Here is a 14,104-nt window from a genome sequence, read left to right on the forward strand (position 1 = left end):
CCGAACCTTACGGCGGTAATGGACGCCGCGGCTTGCGTGGCGCGGCGGCAAAGAGCCGATCGTAGAGGCTGTTGGGCAGCAGGCGCAACAGTTTGGCGACGACGCCCATTTGCCAGGGGATGACGCTGTAGCTGCTGCCGCGCGCAATGGCCCGCGCAAAGCGCCGCGCGGCCACATCGGCCGGCATCAGGAAAGGCATCGGGAAAGGGTTCCCCTCGGTCATTGGCGTTCGGATGTAGCCAGGGCAGATGGTGACCACCTTGATGGCCGAAGCACGCAGTTCGAGACGCAGGCTTTCGAGATAACTGATCGCCGCTGCTTTTGAGGCGCTGTAAGCCTCAGCGCCCGGCAGGCCGCGGATGCCGGCGAGCGAGGCGATACCGACCAGCCGGCCACCACCCGCCTGACGCATGGCAGCAATGAAGGGCGAGAAGGTCGCTGCCATGCCGAAGAAATTGACGTCCATGACCCGGCGGATGGCTTCGAGATCGTCGGCGCATTCGGTCAGCGTGCCGACAGAGACGCCAGCGTTGGCGATCACGATATCCGGCGCGCCAAGACGCGCAATGAAGTCGTCGCCGGCCGCACGCAAGGCCGCAGCGTCGGTGACGTCGAGCGGGTAGCAGATGACCTGCCCGGGCCAGCTTGCAGCGAGACGCTGCAGCAAATCAGCGCGACGCGCGGACAGGCCGAGCTGCGCCCCCTGTGCTGCATAGTACTCGGCCAGGGCCCAGCCAATGCCGGATGAGGCGCCGGTGATGAAGACCTTGAGCACGGGAAGCTCAACTATCCCCAACGCGCAGTCGTCAGCCGGGACGGGCTGTGGACGACTTTGGGCGACGCCAGCGCGGGGGCTTCAGGCGTGCTGCGGTCCTCTCACTTCTTGCTCCGATCGCGGCGTGCCTTGTCGATGACCTGGTCCGTCAGTCGCAGCAAGTCGGGAAAGCCCTTGGTTTCCTTGCCGGTGACCAGGTATTTGCCGTCGACAGCCATGGCTGGAACGCCCTGGATCTTGTAAGCCTGGGCCATCTGGTCGGCGCGCTTCACCTTGCTGATGACCCCGAAGGAGTTGTAGGCGTCGGTGAATTTCTTCCCGTCCACGCCTTGCGCCTTCACCCACTCGAGGATGCTCTGATCGTCGTAAAGCCTGCTTCCCGCCTTGTGCAAGGCATCGAAGACCGCGCCATCCAGCTTGGCCAAGTCACCGGTGGCTTCCAGCGCGTAGAAAAGCCGGGCCAGACTCGCCCACTGGGGCCGTCCGAACGAGACCGGTATGCGTTGGAAGGCGACGTCGCCGGGCAGGGCGGCGGACCACTTGCTGACAATCGGGTGGAAGTCGTTGCAGTGCCCGCAGCCATAGGAAAAGAATTCGATCACTTCGATCTTGGCCGGATTGTCAGTCATCTGGGCCGGCACGATCGGCACATAGTCGCGACCAACCACGAGTTCGGCTCGGCTGGGCAACGCTGTGGCCAGCAGGGCCAGGGCAATGGCGAACAACCATCCAGTCAGACGTTCATGCATTGGTCTCTTCCTTTCTTAGTCTTTACGAACCACGTTGGCCTCGATGCCCTGTCGCGCGAGATCCGCACGCAGGTGAGTGACGTCGTCCATCTTGTGGTAGGGCCCGATCCGAACGCGATACCAGACCTTGTCTTGCAGCATCACCTGCTGAATTCGTGCCTCTGCGCCGAGTAACGCCAACCGCGCTTTCTGGTTGTCAGCCTCACTTGCACTCGCGAACGAGCCCGCCTGCAGATAGATCGGTTCCTTGAGGGTATTGTCCTTGTCGACCTTGCCCTCAGTGGGCTTGCTTGCCACTGCCTTGCTCTCGACCGGTTTGGCGTCAGCCGGCTTCGCTTCGCCGGGTGCCGTTGTGATTGCCTTCGTCTCGCCGGGTTTGCTGACCACGGGCTTGGCTTCCTCCGGTTTGGGATCGGGAATCGCCTCGGCATTGCCTGGCAAGATCTTGTAGAAGTCGAAGCGCGGCTTTTCGGGAACCGGGTCACCCGGCTTGCCGGGTAGCGCTACAGGCGCCGAAGCGACCGGCGGTACTTCGGGTGCGGTCGGCGCAACTGGTTTGGTGGCAATGGGCGGTGACAGCTTGGGCTGTTGTCCGGTTGTGGTGAACGGCAGCGGCGCCTTGTTGATGTACCACACGACACCGGCCACGGCGATGACGCCGATCACCAGGCCAATGAACAGGCCGAGCAGCGTGCCTCCACCCGACTTCCTGGCGGGCGGCGTCTTGCGGGGTTTCATGTCACGACTCATGGAAGTTCTCTGTTCTCTGGTCACATCGATTCCGGGCAAGCGACGCCCAGGATCGTCATTCCGTTACGAATTACCTGGTTGACGGCAGCCGCCAGCGCCACGCGCGCCTCCTTGAGCGCCGGATCATCAACCAGAATGCGTTCGGCATTGTAGTAGGTATGGAATTCGGCGGCCAGATCCCGCAGATAGAAAGCAATCAGGTGCGGTGCCAACTCGGCCGCGGCTGCTTCGACGACCTCCGGGAATTCGCCGAGCCTTGCCGCCAACGCCAATTCGTGGGGGCCATCGAGCCGGGCAAGGTCCAAGCTGGCGAGTATTTCGCGCTCACCCCCCCATAGGGCTAGTAGCGAGCAGATGCGGGCATGCGCGTACTGAATGTAGTAGACCGGGTTGTCGTTCGACTGGCTCTTGGCCAGATCCAGGTCGAAATCGAGGTGCTGATCGGACTTGCGCAGGACATAGAAGAAGCGGCAGGCGTCGTTGCCGACATCCTCACGCAGGGTGCGCAGGGTGACGAAGTCACCCGAACGCGTCGACATCTGGGCCTTCCAGCCGGAGCGATAGAGCACGGCAAACTGTACCAGCGCCACCTCGAGCGCTTCGGGGTCGAGTCCCAGCGCGCTGATGGCACCCTTGACGCGTGGAATATAGCCGTGATGGTCAGCGCCCCAGACGTTGATGATGCGCTGGAAGCCACGTTCGTACTTGTTGAGGTGATAGGCGATATCCGATGCGAAGTAGGTGTAAAGACCGTTGTCACGCTGCACGACACGATCCTTCTCGTCGCCAAAAGCCGTTGATCTGAACCAGCGGGCACCGTCCTGAACATAGAGGTGACCGGCTTTTTCCAGTCGCTCGACGCAACGCGCCACCAAGCCGGTGGCAAACAGCGATTGCTCGGAAAACCAGACGTCGAAATGTACGCCGGAGTCTTCAAGATCGCTGCGGCAGTCCGCGAGTTGCTCGGTGAGCACGAAATCGTGCACGTACTTCCAGTCCTCACCGAGCAGGTGCCTGGTGTTGGCGATCAGCGCATCGAGGTGGGCCTCGCGCTGTTGCGCCGCCTCGGCGTCCGTGCGTGCCGGGTCGGGCAGGCCGGGGGTGTTCGCGAGGACGCCGGCCAGCGGACGCAGGTATCGGTCAGCATGGGCTGCCAGCAGCTGTCGCGCCATCTCGCGTACATAGTCGCCCTGATAGGCGTTCGGCGGGAAGGTCAGGGCTTCGCCTGCCTGGCCGCGCAGTTCCAGATAACGCAACCAGGTCGAGACGGCCAGGATATCCATCTGGCGGCCAGCGTCGTTGACATAGTATTCGCTGGTCACGTCCCAGCCGGCGAAGGCGAGCAGCTTGCACAGACTGTCGCCATAGGCGGCCCCGCGACCATGGCCGACATGTAGCGGTCCAGTTGGGTTGGCCGAAACGAACTCGACCAGGACCTTGCGCTTGCCGCCGGTCGTCGAGCGGCCGAACGCCCGGCCCTGTGCGAGGATGCCGTGCAGTACCTCGAGCTTGGCTGCAGGTGAGACGAAAAAGTTGATGAATCCGGCGCCGGCGACTTCTGCCTTGTCGATCAGGGACGAATACGGCAGCTCCGAGATCAGCAACTGTGCCAGTTGCCGCGGGTTGCGCTTCAACGATCGCGCCAGCTGCATGGCCAGGTTACAGGCGAAATCACCGTGCGAGGCCTGCTTCGGTCGCTCGATGTGTATCGCGCTGTCGGACTCGGTTGGCGCCACACTGAGCAGTGCGGCACGCATCAGTTCGGCAAGGTGGAGCTTGAGATCTGGACTCATCGCGATGTTTCTGCTGGAGAATGGGGTCAAGCGGTCGATTATACGATGCCCGATCACAGGTCGGGCGAACGATGCGGAGCGATGAAGGGCGTTTCTGTGTAAACTCGCTTCTTTGCCGACCATCATCCTGCCATCCGCCGTGCGACTTTTTCGCCTCGCCAAAATCCTGAGTATTGCGAGCCGCTACGGCCTCGACGAAATGATTCTCGAGCACGAGCCAAGCGGTCGCCTGGCGGCGTTGTCGCGGGCTTTTCACTTCTGGCGACGCTTTGACACCCCGTCGGCGGTTCGCCTGCGCCAGGCACTGGAATCGCTGGGACCGATCTTCGTCAAGTTCGGCCAGGTGCTGTCCACCCGGCGTGATCTTCTGCGCACCGACATCGCGGACGAGTTGGCCAAGCTGCAGGATCGCGTGCCGCCGTTTTCATCCGAACTCGCGCTGAGGCAGATCGAGACGGCCTATGGCAGGCCCGCCAGTGAAGTGTTTGCCGAGTTCGACGCGACGCCGGTTGCCAGTGCCTCGATTGCTCAGGTCCATTTCGCTCGCCTGCGGCCGGAAGACGGTGGCCACGAAGTGGCGGTCAAGGTGCTGCGCCCCGAAATGCACGACGTGATCGCCAACGATCTGGCCCTCCTTGATACGTTGGCCAGCCTGCTGGAGAAGGTCTGGTCGGATGGCAAGCGGCTCAAGCCGCGCGAGGTGGTCGGCGAGTTCGCCAAGTATCTCTACGACGAACTTGATCTGATGCGCGAAGCCGCCAACTGCTCGCAGTTGCGACGCAATTTCAGCGGTTCGACGCTGCTTCAGGTACCTGAAGTGTATTGGGATCAGTGCACGACGACGGTCATGGTCATGGAGCGTATGCGTGGCATTCCGATCAGTCAGACGGAAGCGCTGGTCGCGGCCGGCATCGATCTGCCGGCGTTGTCGCGGGCAGGTGTCGAGATCTTTTTCACGCAGGTCTTTCGTGATGGTTTCTTCCACGCCGACATGCACCCCGGCAACATCTTCATCGCCACTGATCCAGCCCATCACGGCAGCTATATTGCGCTTGACTTCGGCATCGTCGGGACATTGACGGACAACGACAAGAACTACCTGGCGCAGAACTTCCTGGCCTTCTTCCAGCGCGACTACAAGCGGGTGGCGACGGCTCACATCGAAGCTGGTTGGGCGCCGCCCGACACTCGTGCCGATGAGTTCGAGGCCGCCATCCGCGCCGTCTGCGAACCGATTTTCGACCGGCCACTGCACGAAATCTCCTTCGGCCGTGTCTTGCTGCGCCTGTTCCAGACGTCGCGGCGGTTCAACGTCGAGATCCAGCCGCAATTGGTGATGCTGCAGAAGACCCTGCTCAACATCGAGGGTCTTGGTCGGCAGCTTGACCCCAATCTCGACCTGTGGAAGACGGCAAAACCTTTCCTCGAGCGCTGGATGAGTGAGCAACTCGGTCGCCGTGCTTTCCACCGCGGTGTGCAGCAGGAAGCGCCCTACTGGGCGCGCACCTTGCCGCAGCTGCCGCGACTAGTCTATCAGGCACTGGCGCAACCGAAAGCGCCGGATCTCGCGCCGTTGCTGGCCGAGCTCGCGCGCACGCAACGTCAGCAGCGGCGCTTGCTGGGGGTCATCGCGCTGCTGCTCGCCGCACTGCTGGCCAGCCAGTATCTATGAAAACTACCGGAGAATCTGCATGAATCGCGTCGTGATCAGTGCCAGCGGCCTCTTCACCGCCCCGCACATCATCAGCAACGAAGAACTGGTGGCCTCCTACAATGCCTTCGTCGGCCAGTTCAACGAAGCCAACGCGACAAGCATCGCAGCCGGCGAGATCGCCGCGCTCGAGGGATCGAGTGTCGAGTTCATTGAAAAGGCTTCCGGCATCACCCGCCGATACGTGATGGACAAGGCCGGGGTCATTGATCCGCAACGCCTGCGTCCGAAGTTCACGCCGCGGACCAATGAGCAACTGTCGCTACAGGCCGAGATGGCGGTTGCTGCAGGCGGCGAGGCGCTGGCTGCTGCCGGCAGGGCGGCGAGTGACGTGGATGCGGTGATCTGTGCCGCTTCCAACATGCAACGCCCCTACCCGGCGATGGCCATCGAGATCCAGCGAGCGCTGGGGATTAGCCAAGGCTATGGTTTCGACATGAATGTCGCCTGCTCGTCGGCCACCTTTGCGCTCGAACTGGCCGTCAATGCGGTGCGCTGCGATACGGCGCGCACGGTGCTGGTGGTCAACCCGGAAATCTGCTCGGCGCATCTCGCCTGGCAGGATCGCGACTGCCACTTCATTTTTGGCGACGTGTGCACAGCGCTCGTCGTCGAGAGGCTGGAAACGGCACTTTCACACAATGCCTGGGAAGTGCTTGGGAGCAAGCTGGCAACCAGTTTTTCCAACAACATCCGCAACAACGCCGGCTTTCTCTCCCGCTGTGAAGACCGCGACCCGACTGACCGTGATCAGTTGTTTGTCCAGGAAGGCCGTCGCGTATTCAAGGAAGTGTGTCCGATGGCTGCCGAGCATATCACCAGACATCTCGCCAGCCTCGATCTGACCCCGGTGCAGGTCCGGCGTTTCTGGCTGCATCAGGCCAACCTGGCGATGAACCAGCTGATCGGTCGTCGCCTGCTCGGCCGTGAAGCCACTGCCGATGAAGCGCCGGTGATTCTAGATGAGTTTGCCAACACGGCGTCGGCCGGCTCGATCATCGCCTTCCATCGCCACAGCGCAGACCTCGCAGCCGGTGATCTCGGCGTGATCTGTTCCTTTGGTGCCGGCTATTCGATTGGCAGCCTGGTCGTCAGGAAGGCGTCGTGATGGGTGCTGGCTGCGCTCACCCGTCGTTTATGCCAAATGTTCCCGGGGCGGGCTTGGGCTCACCCGGTTGGCGGTAATCACCGGGCGAGGGGTACACTCTCGGCGGCCGCTGCTCTCGGGACTGGCGATACTCGTCGCGGTCACGATCGCGGTTTCGCTCACGTTCCCTCGCCTCCCGCCTGGCTTCATTTTGCCTGGCTTCACGCTGGCCACGCTCATAGCCATTTTCGTAGTCTCGCGATCTATCGTGCTGGCTGAAGCTTGAGCGCTCGCCGTCGCGATATCCCCGATCATAAGCCGAATCGCGACTGGATGAACGGTAGCCATCGTAGGAGCGATCGCCGTAGGAATTGTCACCGTAGTACGAGTTGGAGTCGCAGCCGCTTACTGCGAGCAGGCCGCCAATGGCGGCGAGGATTGACATTCGCTTGAGCAAAAGGGACATGGGTCATTCTCCTTGTTCAATGTTTCCGCGGCATGGCCGCAACCGGCGGGTTCATCTCCCTGCGTGTCCACGATCGTACCACCTTCGGCTGCGTTTTCAGCGCAAGGACCGTGAGAACGCCTTGTCACTACTTGTGGAAGGTGCGACCGCCACTTCCGGCAACGCGGGAGGCCTGGGCGCTGGCCGCGTGTTCAAAGAGACTCCAGCCCTGATACTGGGCGTTGACGAAAACCGCCAGCGCAAGCAGGCCGGCGATCCAGTTCGCCTTGATCATCTCAGTCCGCCTCTCCGTCGTCCTGGCCGCCGCCGAGATCGCTCTCGCTCCAGCGCCGTGCTTCGAAGGCATTCCTCCGCCAACGCGAGACCAGCGGGAAGACCGCCAGGAAAATCAACAGCAGCAGGAAGTTTGACCAGCCCGTCGGGTTGCGCACCACCTCAAGCGTGTCCACAACGGCTTCCGCATTGTCCGTCCCGAGTTCGTACTCGATGACGAGGTAGTAGTTGCCTGGCGGTACCGCCTTGAAGACCATCTCTTCAGAGGGCGATCCTTCCGACCAGCTCTCGCCCTCGTCGATGCCTTTATAATGGCTGACTTCCTGAACGCCAAGGTAGGACTCACCGGTGGTTTTCTCGACCAGTGTCGTGCTGAGCGACACCCAGTTATTGACCAGACTTGTCCCATGGCGAACCAGCAGCGCCCGCGCGCGGCTGTTGAGGACGAACTCCTGACTGGTCAGAGTGGCCTCATCATTCAGTGGCGAGAGAACGAGCCGCTGCCTGAGCACCAGTTGCGACGCAAAAAGGAAGGCAAAGGCCAGTTGCACGACGGTCGCCGCCAATGCCAACTGCCAGAACAGGCGGCAGACACGACGATGCCTCTCAGCCAGCGGATTGGGCTGGTTGGCATAGACCCCGATTCGCTTCGGTGGCGGCGCCTGGATCCTGAACGCGGCGCAAAGCTCCGCAGGTTCAAGGTACTCGGCCTGCGACCAGCCTGCTTCCTTGTCGGTTACTTCGCGTGACAGCATCAGGGGCGGGCAGACGTAGTCGTCGACCGCACAAGTCTCACCGACGACCACGCGCCAGTAGAACTCGCCGACGACGTAAGTCACTTCCGCCTTGCCCGTGTTGAAGAGCTTGAACTCTTGACCGTCGCGTTTGAACTTCGCCTGCCCGCGGCTGACCGGCGGTGGACTGGACAGTGTGCGCGCGAAGTTCCAGTGTCCCTGATATTCAATCAGCCAGGCAAAACCCTGCTGCACGTTGAACAACAGGTATTCCGACCACGGGTACTGCGTGCCCTCCGAAGTGGTGCTGCGGCGCATGAAGCCGATCACTTCCCAGTCGATGCCATGCAGCGTGCCGTGGCTGCCGAGGGGTAGCCACGGCACTTCGCGCAGCGCCTGCGCTGCCCTGGCCAGCAGTTTGACATTCTCATTCTCGACGCCGATGATCGAGCCGCAACCATCGCAGGCGACGCTCTCGATGGCGGCAGAATGAATCTTCAACGGCGCCGCGCAATGCGGACAATTGAAGGCGCGCGCGCCGACCTGTGGCGCACCGCCGGCAGCCGGTTCACCAAGTTCCTTCAGCTTTTCCAGCTTCAGATCGGAAAACGCGACCGCCTGGCCGACGAAGACCAGAGGCGGTGTTTCACTGTAGTCAAGCGTCAGGAAGCGATCGTTGCCGCGCAGGTCGGCGGTATTCACGTCGTAGCCTGCGGCGACCCTGAACGGCAGCTCCCCCTGGCCAGAGATGCAGCGGGCCGTTGCGAGATTGGTGACCGTGAAAACGCGGCCGTCGAGGCTGACCGACATCTCGGGTTGCAGTGTCTCGAATGCTGGCAGCGGGTCGCTGACCGCCACCTGCGCACTGACCACTAGCTCGCCGCCCGCTTCGGCCAGCCACGCGGTCCGCGCATCGTCGAACAGAATGTGCCACTCGTTCCAGATGCCGGCTTCGTATCTCAACTGGATGCGGCCGATGACCAGGAAGTGCCGGTTGCGGTAGCAGCCCTCGCTACCGATCTGGATCAGCGATCTGTCTTCCAGCAGTTCGGCCATGCGACCGAGGTTCTGCAGGTCTTCGCCACTGCGCAGCAGCGTGCTCCGACAGAATTCGCAGACGACATAGATCGAGGTCACCGACCGGAAGGTGACCGGCGCACCGCAGGATGGGCAACTGGCTCGCTTCACCTGGAGGAAGCTTGCTGAAAGGATGGGCTAGCGGGCGATCAAACCAGCTTGCCCAGCAAGTCGGCTTTCTTGGCGTCGAATTCGGCCTGCGACAGGATGCCCTTGGCGACGAGAGCGTGCAGCTTCTCCAGCGTCGCCACGACCTCATCGGCAGCGGCGGGCGCGGCCATCGGTGCCGCCGCCGCCGGCGTGGTCTGCGCCATCGCCGCGGTCATGGCCTGGCCGATGCCCATGCCGGCGCCGAGGCCAGCACCGATGCCGGCAATCCCGCCTTCATTCTGCGCTGCCAGCGGAATACTGGTGGCCACCTGGTACTGCGTGTAGCGCCCAAGGTCACCGATCATGTTCATGCCGATGCGGGTGTCGAGGATCTTCTGCAGTTCTTCCGGCAGCGAGACGTTCTGCACGACGAAGCTGTCGAGCGCCAGGCCATAGCGGTCGAACACCGGTTCGAGCTTGCCCTTGAGTGCCTTGCCGAGTTCGTCCTGGTTGGCGGCCATGTCGATGAACGGGACGCCTGATTCACCGAAGAGGTCGGTCATCGAGCTGATGACCAGGTTCCGCAGCTGGCCGTCGAGGTCGGCAACCGTGTATTGCTCGCGCGTACCTGAAATCTCGCTGTGGAACCGGCGGGCATCGGTGAGCTTGTACGAGTAGATGCCGAAGGCCCGCATGCGGACCATGCCGAAGTCCTTGTCGCGAATAGTGATGGGATTTGGCGTTCCCCACTTGCAGTCGAGCTGCAGTCGGGTCGAAAAGAAATAGACGTCCGACTTGAAGGGGGACTGGAAGAGTTTGTCCCAGTTCTTGAGGTTGGTCAGCAGGGGCAGTGTCCGGGTCGTCAGCGTGTACAGTCCGGGACCGAAGACGTCGGCGATCTGACCTTCATCGACGAAGACCGCCATTTGCGATTCCCGCACCGTCAGCTGCGCACCATACTGGATCTCGAAGTCCCGCATCGGATAGCGCATGGCAAGCATACCGTCGCCTTCTTCAGTCCACTGAATGACATCGATAAACTGTTTCTTGATGAAGTCCATTAGGGCCATGGCGATCTCCTGAAAGCAAGCGTTGGCGACCGGCGCCGGACCTGACCGGTGCCGGAGGATGGGTACTCAGTAAGTCATGCAGGCAGCGTTGATCAGGCCGACAGTGAGCGAAACGATGGCCAGAAAGATCGCCGGTGCAATCCGGCCCGACGGGATATCCTGGGTCAGTTGTGGCAACGTGAAGCGGGTCACCAGGTAAGCCAGAATCTGGATGACGCCGGCGATCACCCCCCAGGCAGCGAGATCGATCAGGGTGTCGCTATGGGCAATCACATTGGCAACCGGCATGGCGAAACCCAGCAGCGCACCTGACAGGCTGACTGCAGCAGCACTGTTGCCTGCCCGTATCAGGGCTACCTCATGATAGGGGGTGACATTGAGGTAGACCAGGAGGAAAAGCGCGAGCAGGACGATCGCCACGGCGAAATAGGCCAGAAAGGCGGGTAGCATCGTCAACAGGTGGCTGGGCATGAGAATTCTCCTGTTTGCCGGCGGTTGGACAGCGGTTCAAAGCGAGTCCGCATAGCGTACCAAGCCGCTTAGGATCAAATTGTCCGCCAACTGGAAGGGGATGTTCAAGTGCGCCGCAAGTCGCTCGGCCGCTCCACCGGTGAGCAGGCAGCGGGCACCTGGCTCGGCTGCGATGGAAGAAAACATCCGGTCGACCGCCCCCAGTTGGGCCTGCAGGCAGCCGCTGACGATGGCATCCATCGTGTTGCGCGGCTCGGCACGAAAAACGCCGTCGGCAAGCGGCAACTGTGCGGTGTTGCGCGCCAGCGCCGCACGCATCAGGTCGAAACCGGGCAGGATCAGACCACCGCGAAACAACCCTGTCGCATCGAGCAGATCCACGGTGGTCGCGGTTCCGGCGCAGACTACCAGGCACGCGCTGTCGAGGAGGGTGCGAGCGCCGATCAGCGCCGCCCAGCGGTCGGCACCAAGTTGCCCCGGCAGTTCGTAGCTACTTCGAACGCCACAGGCTTCGGCACTTGCGTGCAGGAACGAGACCTTGACCTGACGCCTGGCGAGGAGCGTCGAGATGCTCGTCGAAACGTCGCTACCCGCGACGTTGCAGACCACGACGCGTGCCGGCAGCGGCCACTCGTCAGCGGCCTCTCCCAGCCAGGCGACGTCGGCAGTTGCGAGCACCCCGCTGTCGAGCCATTTGCGGCCGTCATGAACACCCCACTTGATGCGGCTGTTGCCCGCGTCGATGGCGATGATCATGCCACCCGCAGCGACAGGTCGCCGGACAGGCAGCGTTCGATCCCGGCCGAGGTGCGCAGCAGCAGGGCGCCATCCTCATCAGCCCCGAGGCAGATGCCTTCGCGATCAAGGCGGTTGCCATCGACCAGGCGCACCTGACGATCCTGCCAGGAATGATGCGCCTGCCATTCGCTGCGCAGCACTCTGAAGCCGCCCTCGGCAAAGCGGTCGAGAACCTCTGTCAGATCAATCAGCACCTGCGCCAGGATCTGATGACGATCTGGCAGGGGTGACAGCGCCTGCGCCAAGGCTGCCGGACGGTGCAGGAACGCTTCCTCGCCCGCCGGTGGTAGTTGCAGGTTGAGACCGATGCCGATCACTGCCCGCATGACGCCGGGCTCGGATTCCAGTTCAACCAGTATGCCGCCGAGCTTGTCGCCTTCGAGCAGGATGTCATTCGGCCACTTCAGGCCAACGCCGCGCACGCCGCTGCCCTCCAGAGCGCGTGCGACCGCGATGCCGACAGCCAGCGATAGTCCCGCGAGTCGCGAAACCTTCCCCGCGAAGCGCCAGAGAACGGAAAAAGTGAGACCGGTTTCCGGAGAGGACAGCCAACTGCGGCCGCGTCGGCCGCGTCCGGCTGTCTGCCGGTCGGCAACCAGCAACAAACCGGTTGGAGCACCCTGTCGGGCGCGTTCGGCCAGCAGGGTGCTGGTTGAGCCACATTCGGCCAAGGCCTCGAGCGTGAAGCGGCCGCGCGCGCGGCCGAGCAGGGAATCCATGCGCAGCGGATCGATCTGGCAAGGGCGGAGAGACTGGTTCATGGGTTCGTCAGCAGAAACAACGCTCCCATTATCGCCGATTATCGCGGCAGTGAACCTTGCCGATCTTCGATCGCGCTGTTGCTGTCGAGCCCGAGTTCCTGAATCTTGCGGGTGATTGTGTTGCGACCGATGCCCAGTGCCTGTGCTGCCTCGATTCTGCGCCCGCCCGTATGAGTCAGCGCACGGTTGATCAGCACCCGCTCAAAGGCGTGTGTCAACTTCTCATGCACCTTGCCAGGGTCGCCCAGCAACAGTCGGTCGACCTCCTGCGCCAGCGCACCTTCCCAGTCGTTGGCCTGCACCGCGACAGTTGCTTCACGTAGTTCCGGCGGGAGGTCGCCCAGCTCGACCAGTTGCCCCGGCGCCATGACGGTCAGCCAGTGGCAAAGATTTTCGAGCTGGCGGACGTTGCCCGAAAAATCAAGGGAGCACAGATGCCTGAGGGCTGCTTCGGAGAAGCGCTTGCCCTCGACCCCGAGTTCCTGCGCGCTCTTCTGCAGAAAATGGCGTGCGAGGATTGGAATATCCTCGCGTCTTTCCCGCAGGCTTGGCAGTCGCACGCGGATCACGTTCAGGCGGTGGAAGAGATCCTCGCGAAAGAGCCCCTGGCTGACCCTCGCCTCAAGATCCTGGTGCGTTGCAGCAATGATGCGAACCTTGGTCCGCAGGGGTGAGTGGCCACCGACCCGGTAATAGTGACCGTCCGATAGCACGCGCAGTAGCCTCGTCTGCAGCTCTGCCGGCATATCACCGATTTCATCGAGGAATAGTGTCCCGCCTTCGGCCTGTTCGAACCGTCCCTGTCGCTGCGTCGCAGCTCCTGTAAAGGCGCCACGTTCGTGGCCAAACAACTCGGACTCCAGCAGGTCGCGAGGGATGGCCGCGGTGTTGATGGCGATGAACGGTTTGTCTGCACGCGGGCTGTGGCGGTGTACGGCGCGCGCGACCAGTTCCTTGCCGGATCCTGATTCGCCGGTAATCAAGACAGTGGCACTCGACTGGCTCAGGCGACCAATGGCTCGGAACACCTCCTGCATCGCCGGCGCCTGACCGAGAATCTCCGGCGTCAAGCCCACTTCGTTTGGCGCACCATCGCGGTGCATGCTTTCGCCAATCGCCCGCCGAATCAGTTCCAGAGCCTGATCGACGTCGAAAGGCTTGGGCAGATACTCGAAAGCGCCGCCCTGAAACGCCGACACGGCGCTCTCCAGATCGGAGTAGGCGGTCATGATGATCACCGGTAGCGCGGGAAAGCGATCCTTGGAGACCTGCAGCAATTCCAGTCCGGACTGACCGGGCATGCGGATGTCGGAAACCAGTACCTGGGGCGTTTCCGCGCCCAGGTCAAGCTGTGCCAGCGCTTCGGTGGCCGACGCAAAGCTGCGGAAGGGAATCTTTTCGCGGGCAAGGGTCTTCTCGAGTACCCAACGGATTGATTTGTCGTCGTCAACGATCCAGACCGGTTTCATTGATTCCTCAGGAAGCTTGGCTATTGTCAT

Annotated in this window: 14 protein-coding genes; 2 read left to right on the forward strand and 12 right to left on the reverse strand. The window is 62.3% G+C overall.

Annotated elements, in window-relative coordinates:
- Window positions 1-7: 7 nt before the first annotated feature.
- The 4 genes from V5B44_RS23700 to argS form a co-directional block, all read right to left on the reverse strand.
- Window positions 8-775: an SDR family oxidoreductase gene (locus V5B44_RS23700; RefSeq protein WP_332361489.1), complete on the reverse strand. Its 768-nt coding sequence runs from the start codon at window positions 773-775 to the stop codon at window positions 8-10.
- Between the two features lie 101 nt (window positions 776-876).
- On the reverse strand, window positions 877-1,524 hold the full coding sequence (locus V5B44_RS23705; RefSeq protein ID WP_291911376.1) for a thiol:disulfide interchange protein DsbA/DsbL: 648 nt from the start codon (window positions 1,522-1,524) through the stop codon (window positions 877-879).
- A gap of 15 nt (window positions 1,525-1,539) precedes the next feature.
- Window positions 1,540-2,262 (reverse strand): SPOR domain-containing protein, encoded by a 723-nt coding sequence (locus V5B44_RS23710; protein ID WP_291911373.1) that lies wholly within the window; start codon window positions 2,260-2,262, stop codon window positions 1,540-1,542.
- A 32-nt stretch (window positions 2,263-2,294) separates the two neighbouring features.
- Window positions 2,295-4,067 (reverse strand): arginine--tRNA ligase, encoded by a 1,773-nt coding sequence (gene argS, locus V5B44_RS23715; protein WP_291911370.1) that lies wholly within the window; start codon window positions 4,065-4,067, stop codon window positions 2,295-2,297.
- A gap of 139 nt (window positions 4,068-4,206) precedes the next feature.
- On the opposite strand from argS, the gene ubiB reads away from it, so the two are divergent.
- Both ubiB and V5B44_RS23725 read left to right on the forward strand, forming a co-directional pair.
- Window positions 4,207-5,739, forward strand: a complete 1,533-nt coding sequence (gene ubiB / locus V5B44_RS23720) for a ubiquinone biosynthesis regulatory protein kinase UbiB (RefSeq protein WP_291911367.1) — start codon at window positions 4,207-4,209, stop codon at window positions 5,737-5,739.
- Window positions 5,740-5,758: 19 nt separating this feature from the next.
- Window positions 5,759-6,886, forward strand: coding sequence for a beta-ketoacyl-ACP synthase III (locus V5B44_RS23725; protein ID WP_291911366.1), 1,128 nt, complete (start codon window positions 5,759-5,761; stop codon window positions 6,884-6,886).
- Between the two features lie 16 nt (window positions 6,887-6,902).
- Here the strand turns inward: V5B44_RS23725 and V5B44_RS23730 are convergent, their stop codons facing one another.
- From V5B44_RS23730 to ntrC, 8 genes are all read right to left on the reverse strand, one after another.
- Window positions 6,903-7,331 (reverse strand): hypothetical protein, encoded by a 429-nt coding sequence (locus V5B44_RS23730; protein WP_332361490.1) that lies wholly within the window; start codon window positions 7,329-7,331, stop codon window positions 6,903-6,905.
- A gap of 127 nt (window positions 7,332-7,458) precedes the next feature.
- Window positions 7,459-7,605, reverse strand: coding sequence for a hypothetical protein (locus V5B44_RS23735; RefSeq protein WP_291911362.1), 147 nt, complete (start codon window positions 7,603-7,605; stop codon window positions 7,459-7,461).
- 1 nt (window position 7,606) lies between these two features.
- Entirely contained in the window at window positions 7,607-9,526 is a 1,920-nt protein-coding gene (locus V5B44_RS23740; RefSeq protein ID WP_332361492.1) for a DUF4178 domain-containing protein, read from the reverse strand.
- A gap of 38 nt (window positions 9,527-9,564) precedes the next feature.
- Window positions 9,565-10,575: an SPFH domain-containing protein gene (locus tag V5B44_RS23745; RefSeq protein WP_291911356.1), complete on the reverse strand. Its 1,011-nt coding sequence runs from the start codon at window positions 10,573-10,575 to the stop codon at window positions 9,565-9,567.
- A 66-nt stretch (window positions 10,576-10,641) separates the two neighbouring features.
- Window positions 10,642-11,046 carry a DUF350 domain-containing protein gene (locus V5B44_RS23750; protein WP_332361495.1) on the reverse strand — a complete coding sequence of 135 codons (405 nt, stop codon included), beginning with the start codon at window positions 11,044-11,046 and terminating at the stop codon, window positions 10,642-10,644.
- Between the two features lie 36 nt (window positions 11,047-11,082).
- Window positions 11,083-11,802 carry a type III pantothenate kinase gene (locus tag V5B44_RS23755; protein ID WP_291911350.1) on the reverse strand — a complete coding sequence of 240 codons (720 nt, stop codon included), beginning with the start codon at window positions 11,800-11,802 and terminating at the stop codon, window positions 11,083-11,085.
- Window positions 11,799-12,605: a biotin--[acetyl-CoA-carboxylase] ligase gene (locus V5B44_RS23760; RefSeq protein WP_332361498.1), complete on the reverse strand. Its 807-nt coding sequence runs from the start codon at window positions 12,603-12,605 to the stop codon at window positions 11,799-11,801. Before V5B44_RS23760 ends, V5B44_RS23755 begins: the two co-directional genes overlap by 4 nt.
- 38 nt (window positions 12,606-12,643) lie before the next feature.
- Window positions 12,644-14,074: a nitrogen regulation protein NR(I) gene (gene ntrC, locus V5B44_RS23765; RefSeq protein ID WP_332361500.1), complete on the reverse strand. Its 1,431-nt coding sequence runs from the start codon at window positions 14,072-14,074 to the stop codon at window positions 12,644-12,646.
- Window positions 14,075-14,104 lie beyond the last annotated feature (30 nt).

The sequence above is a fragment of the Candidatus Accumulibacter necessarius genome (assembly GCF_036625085.1).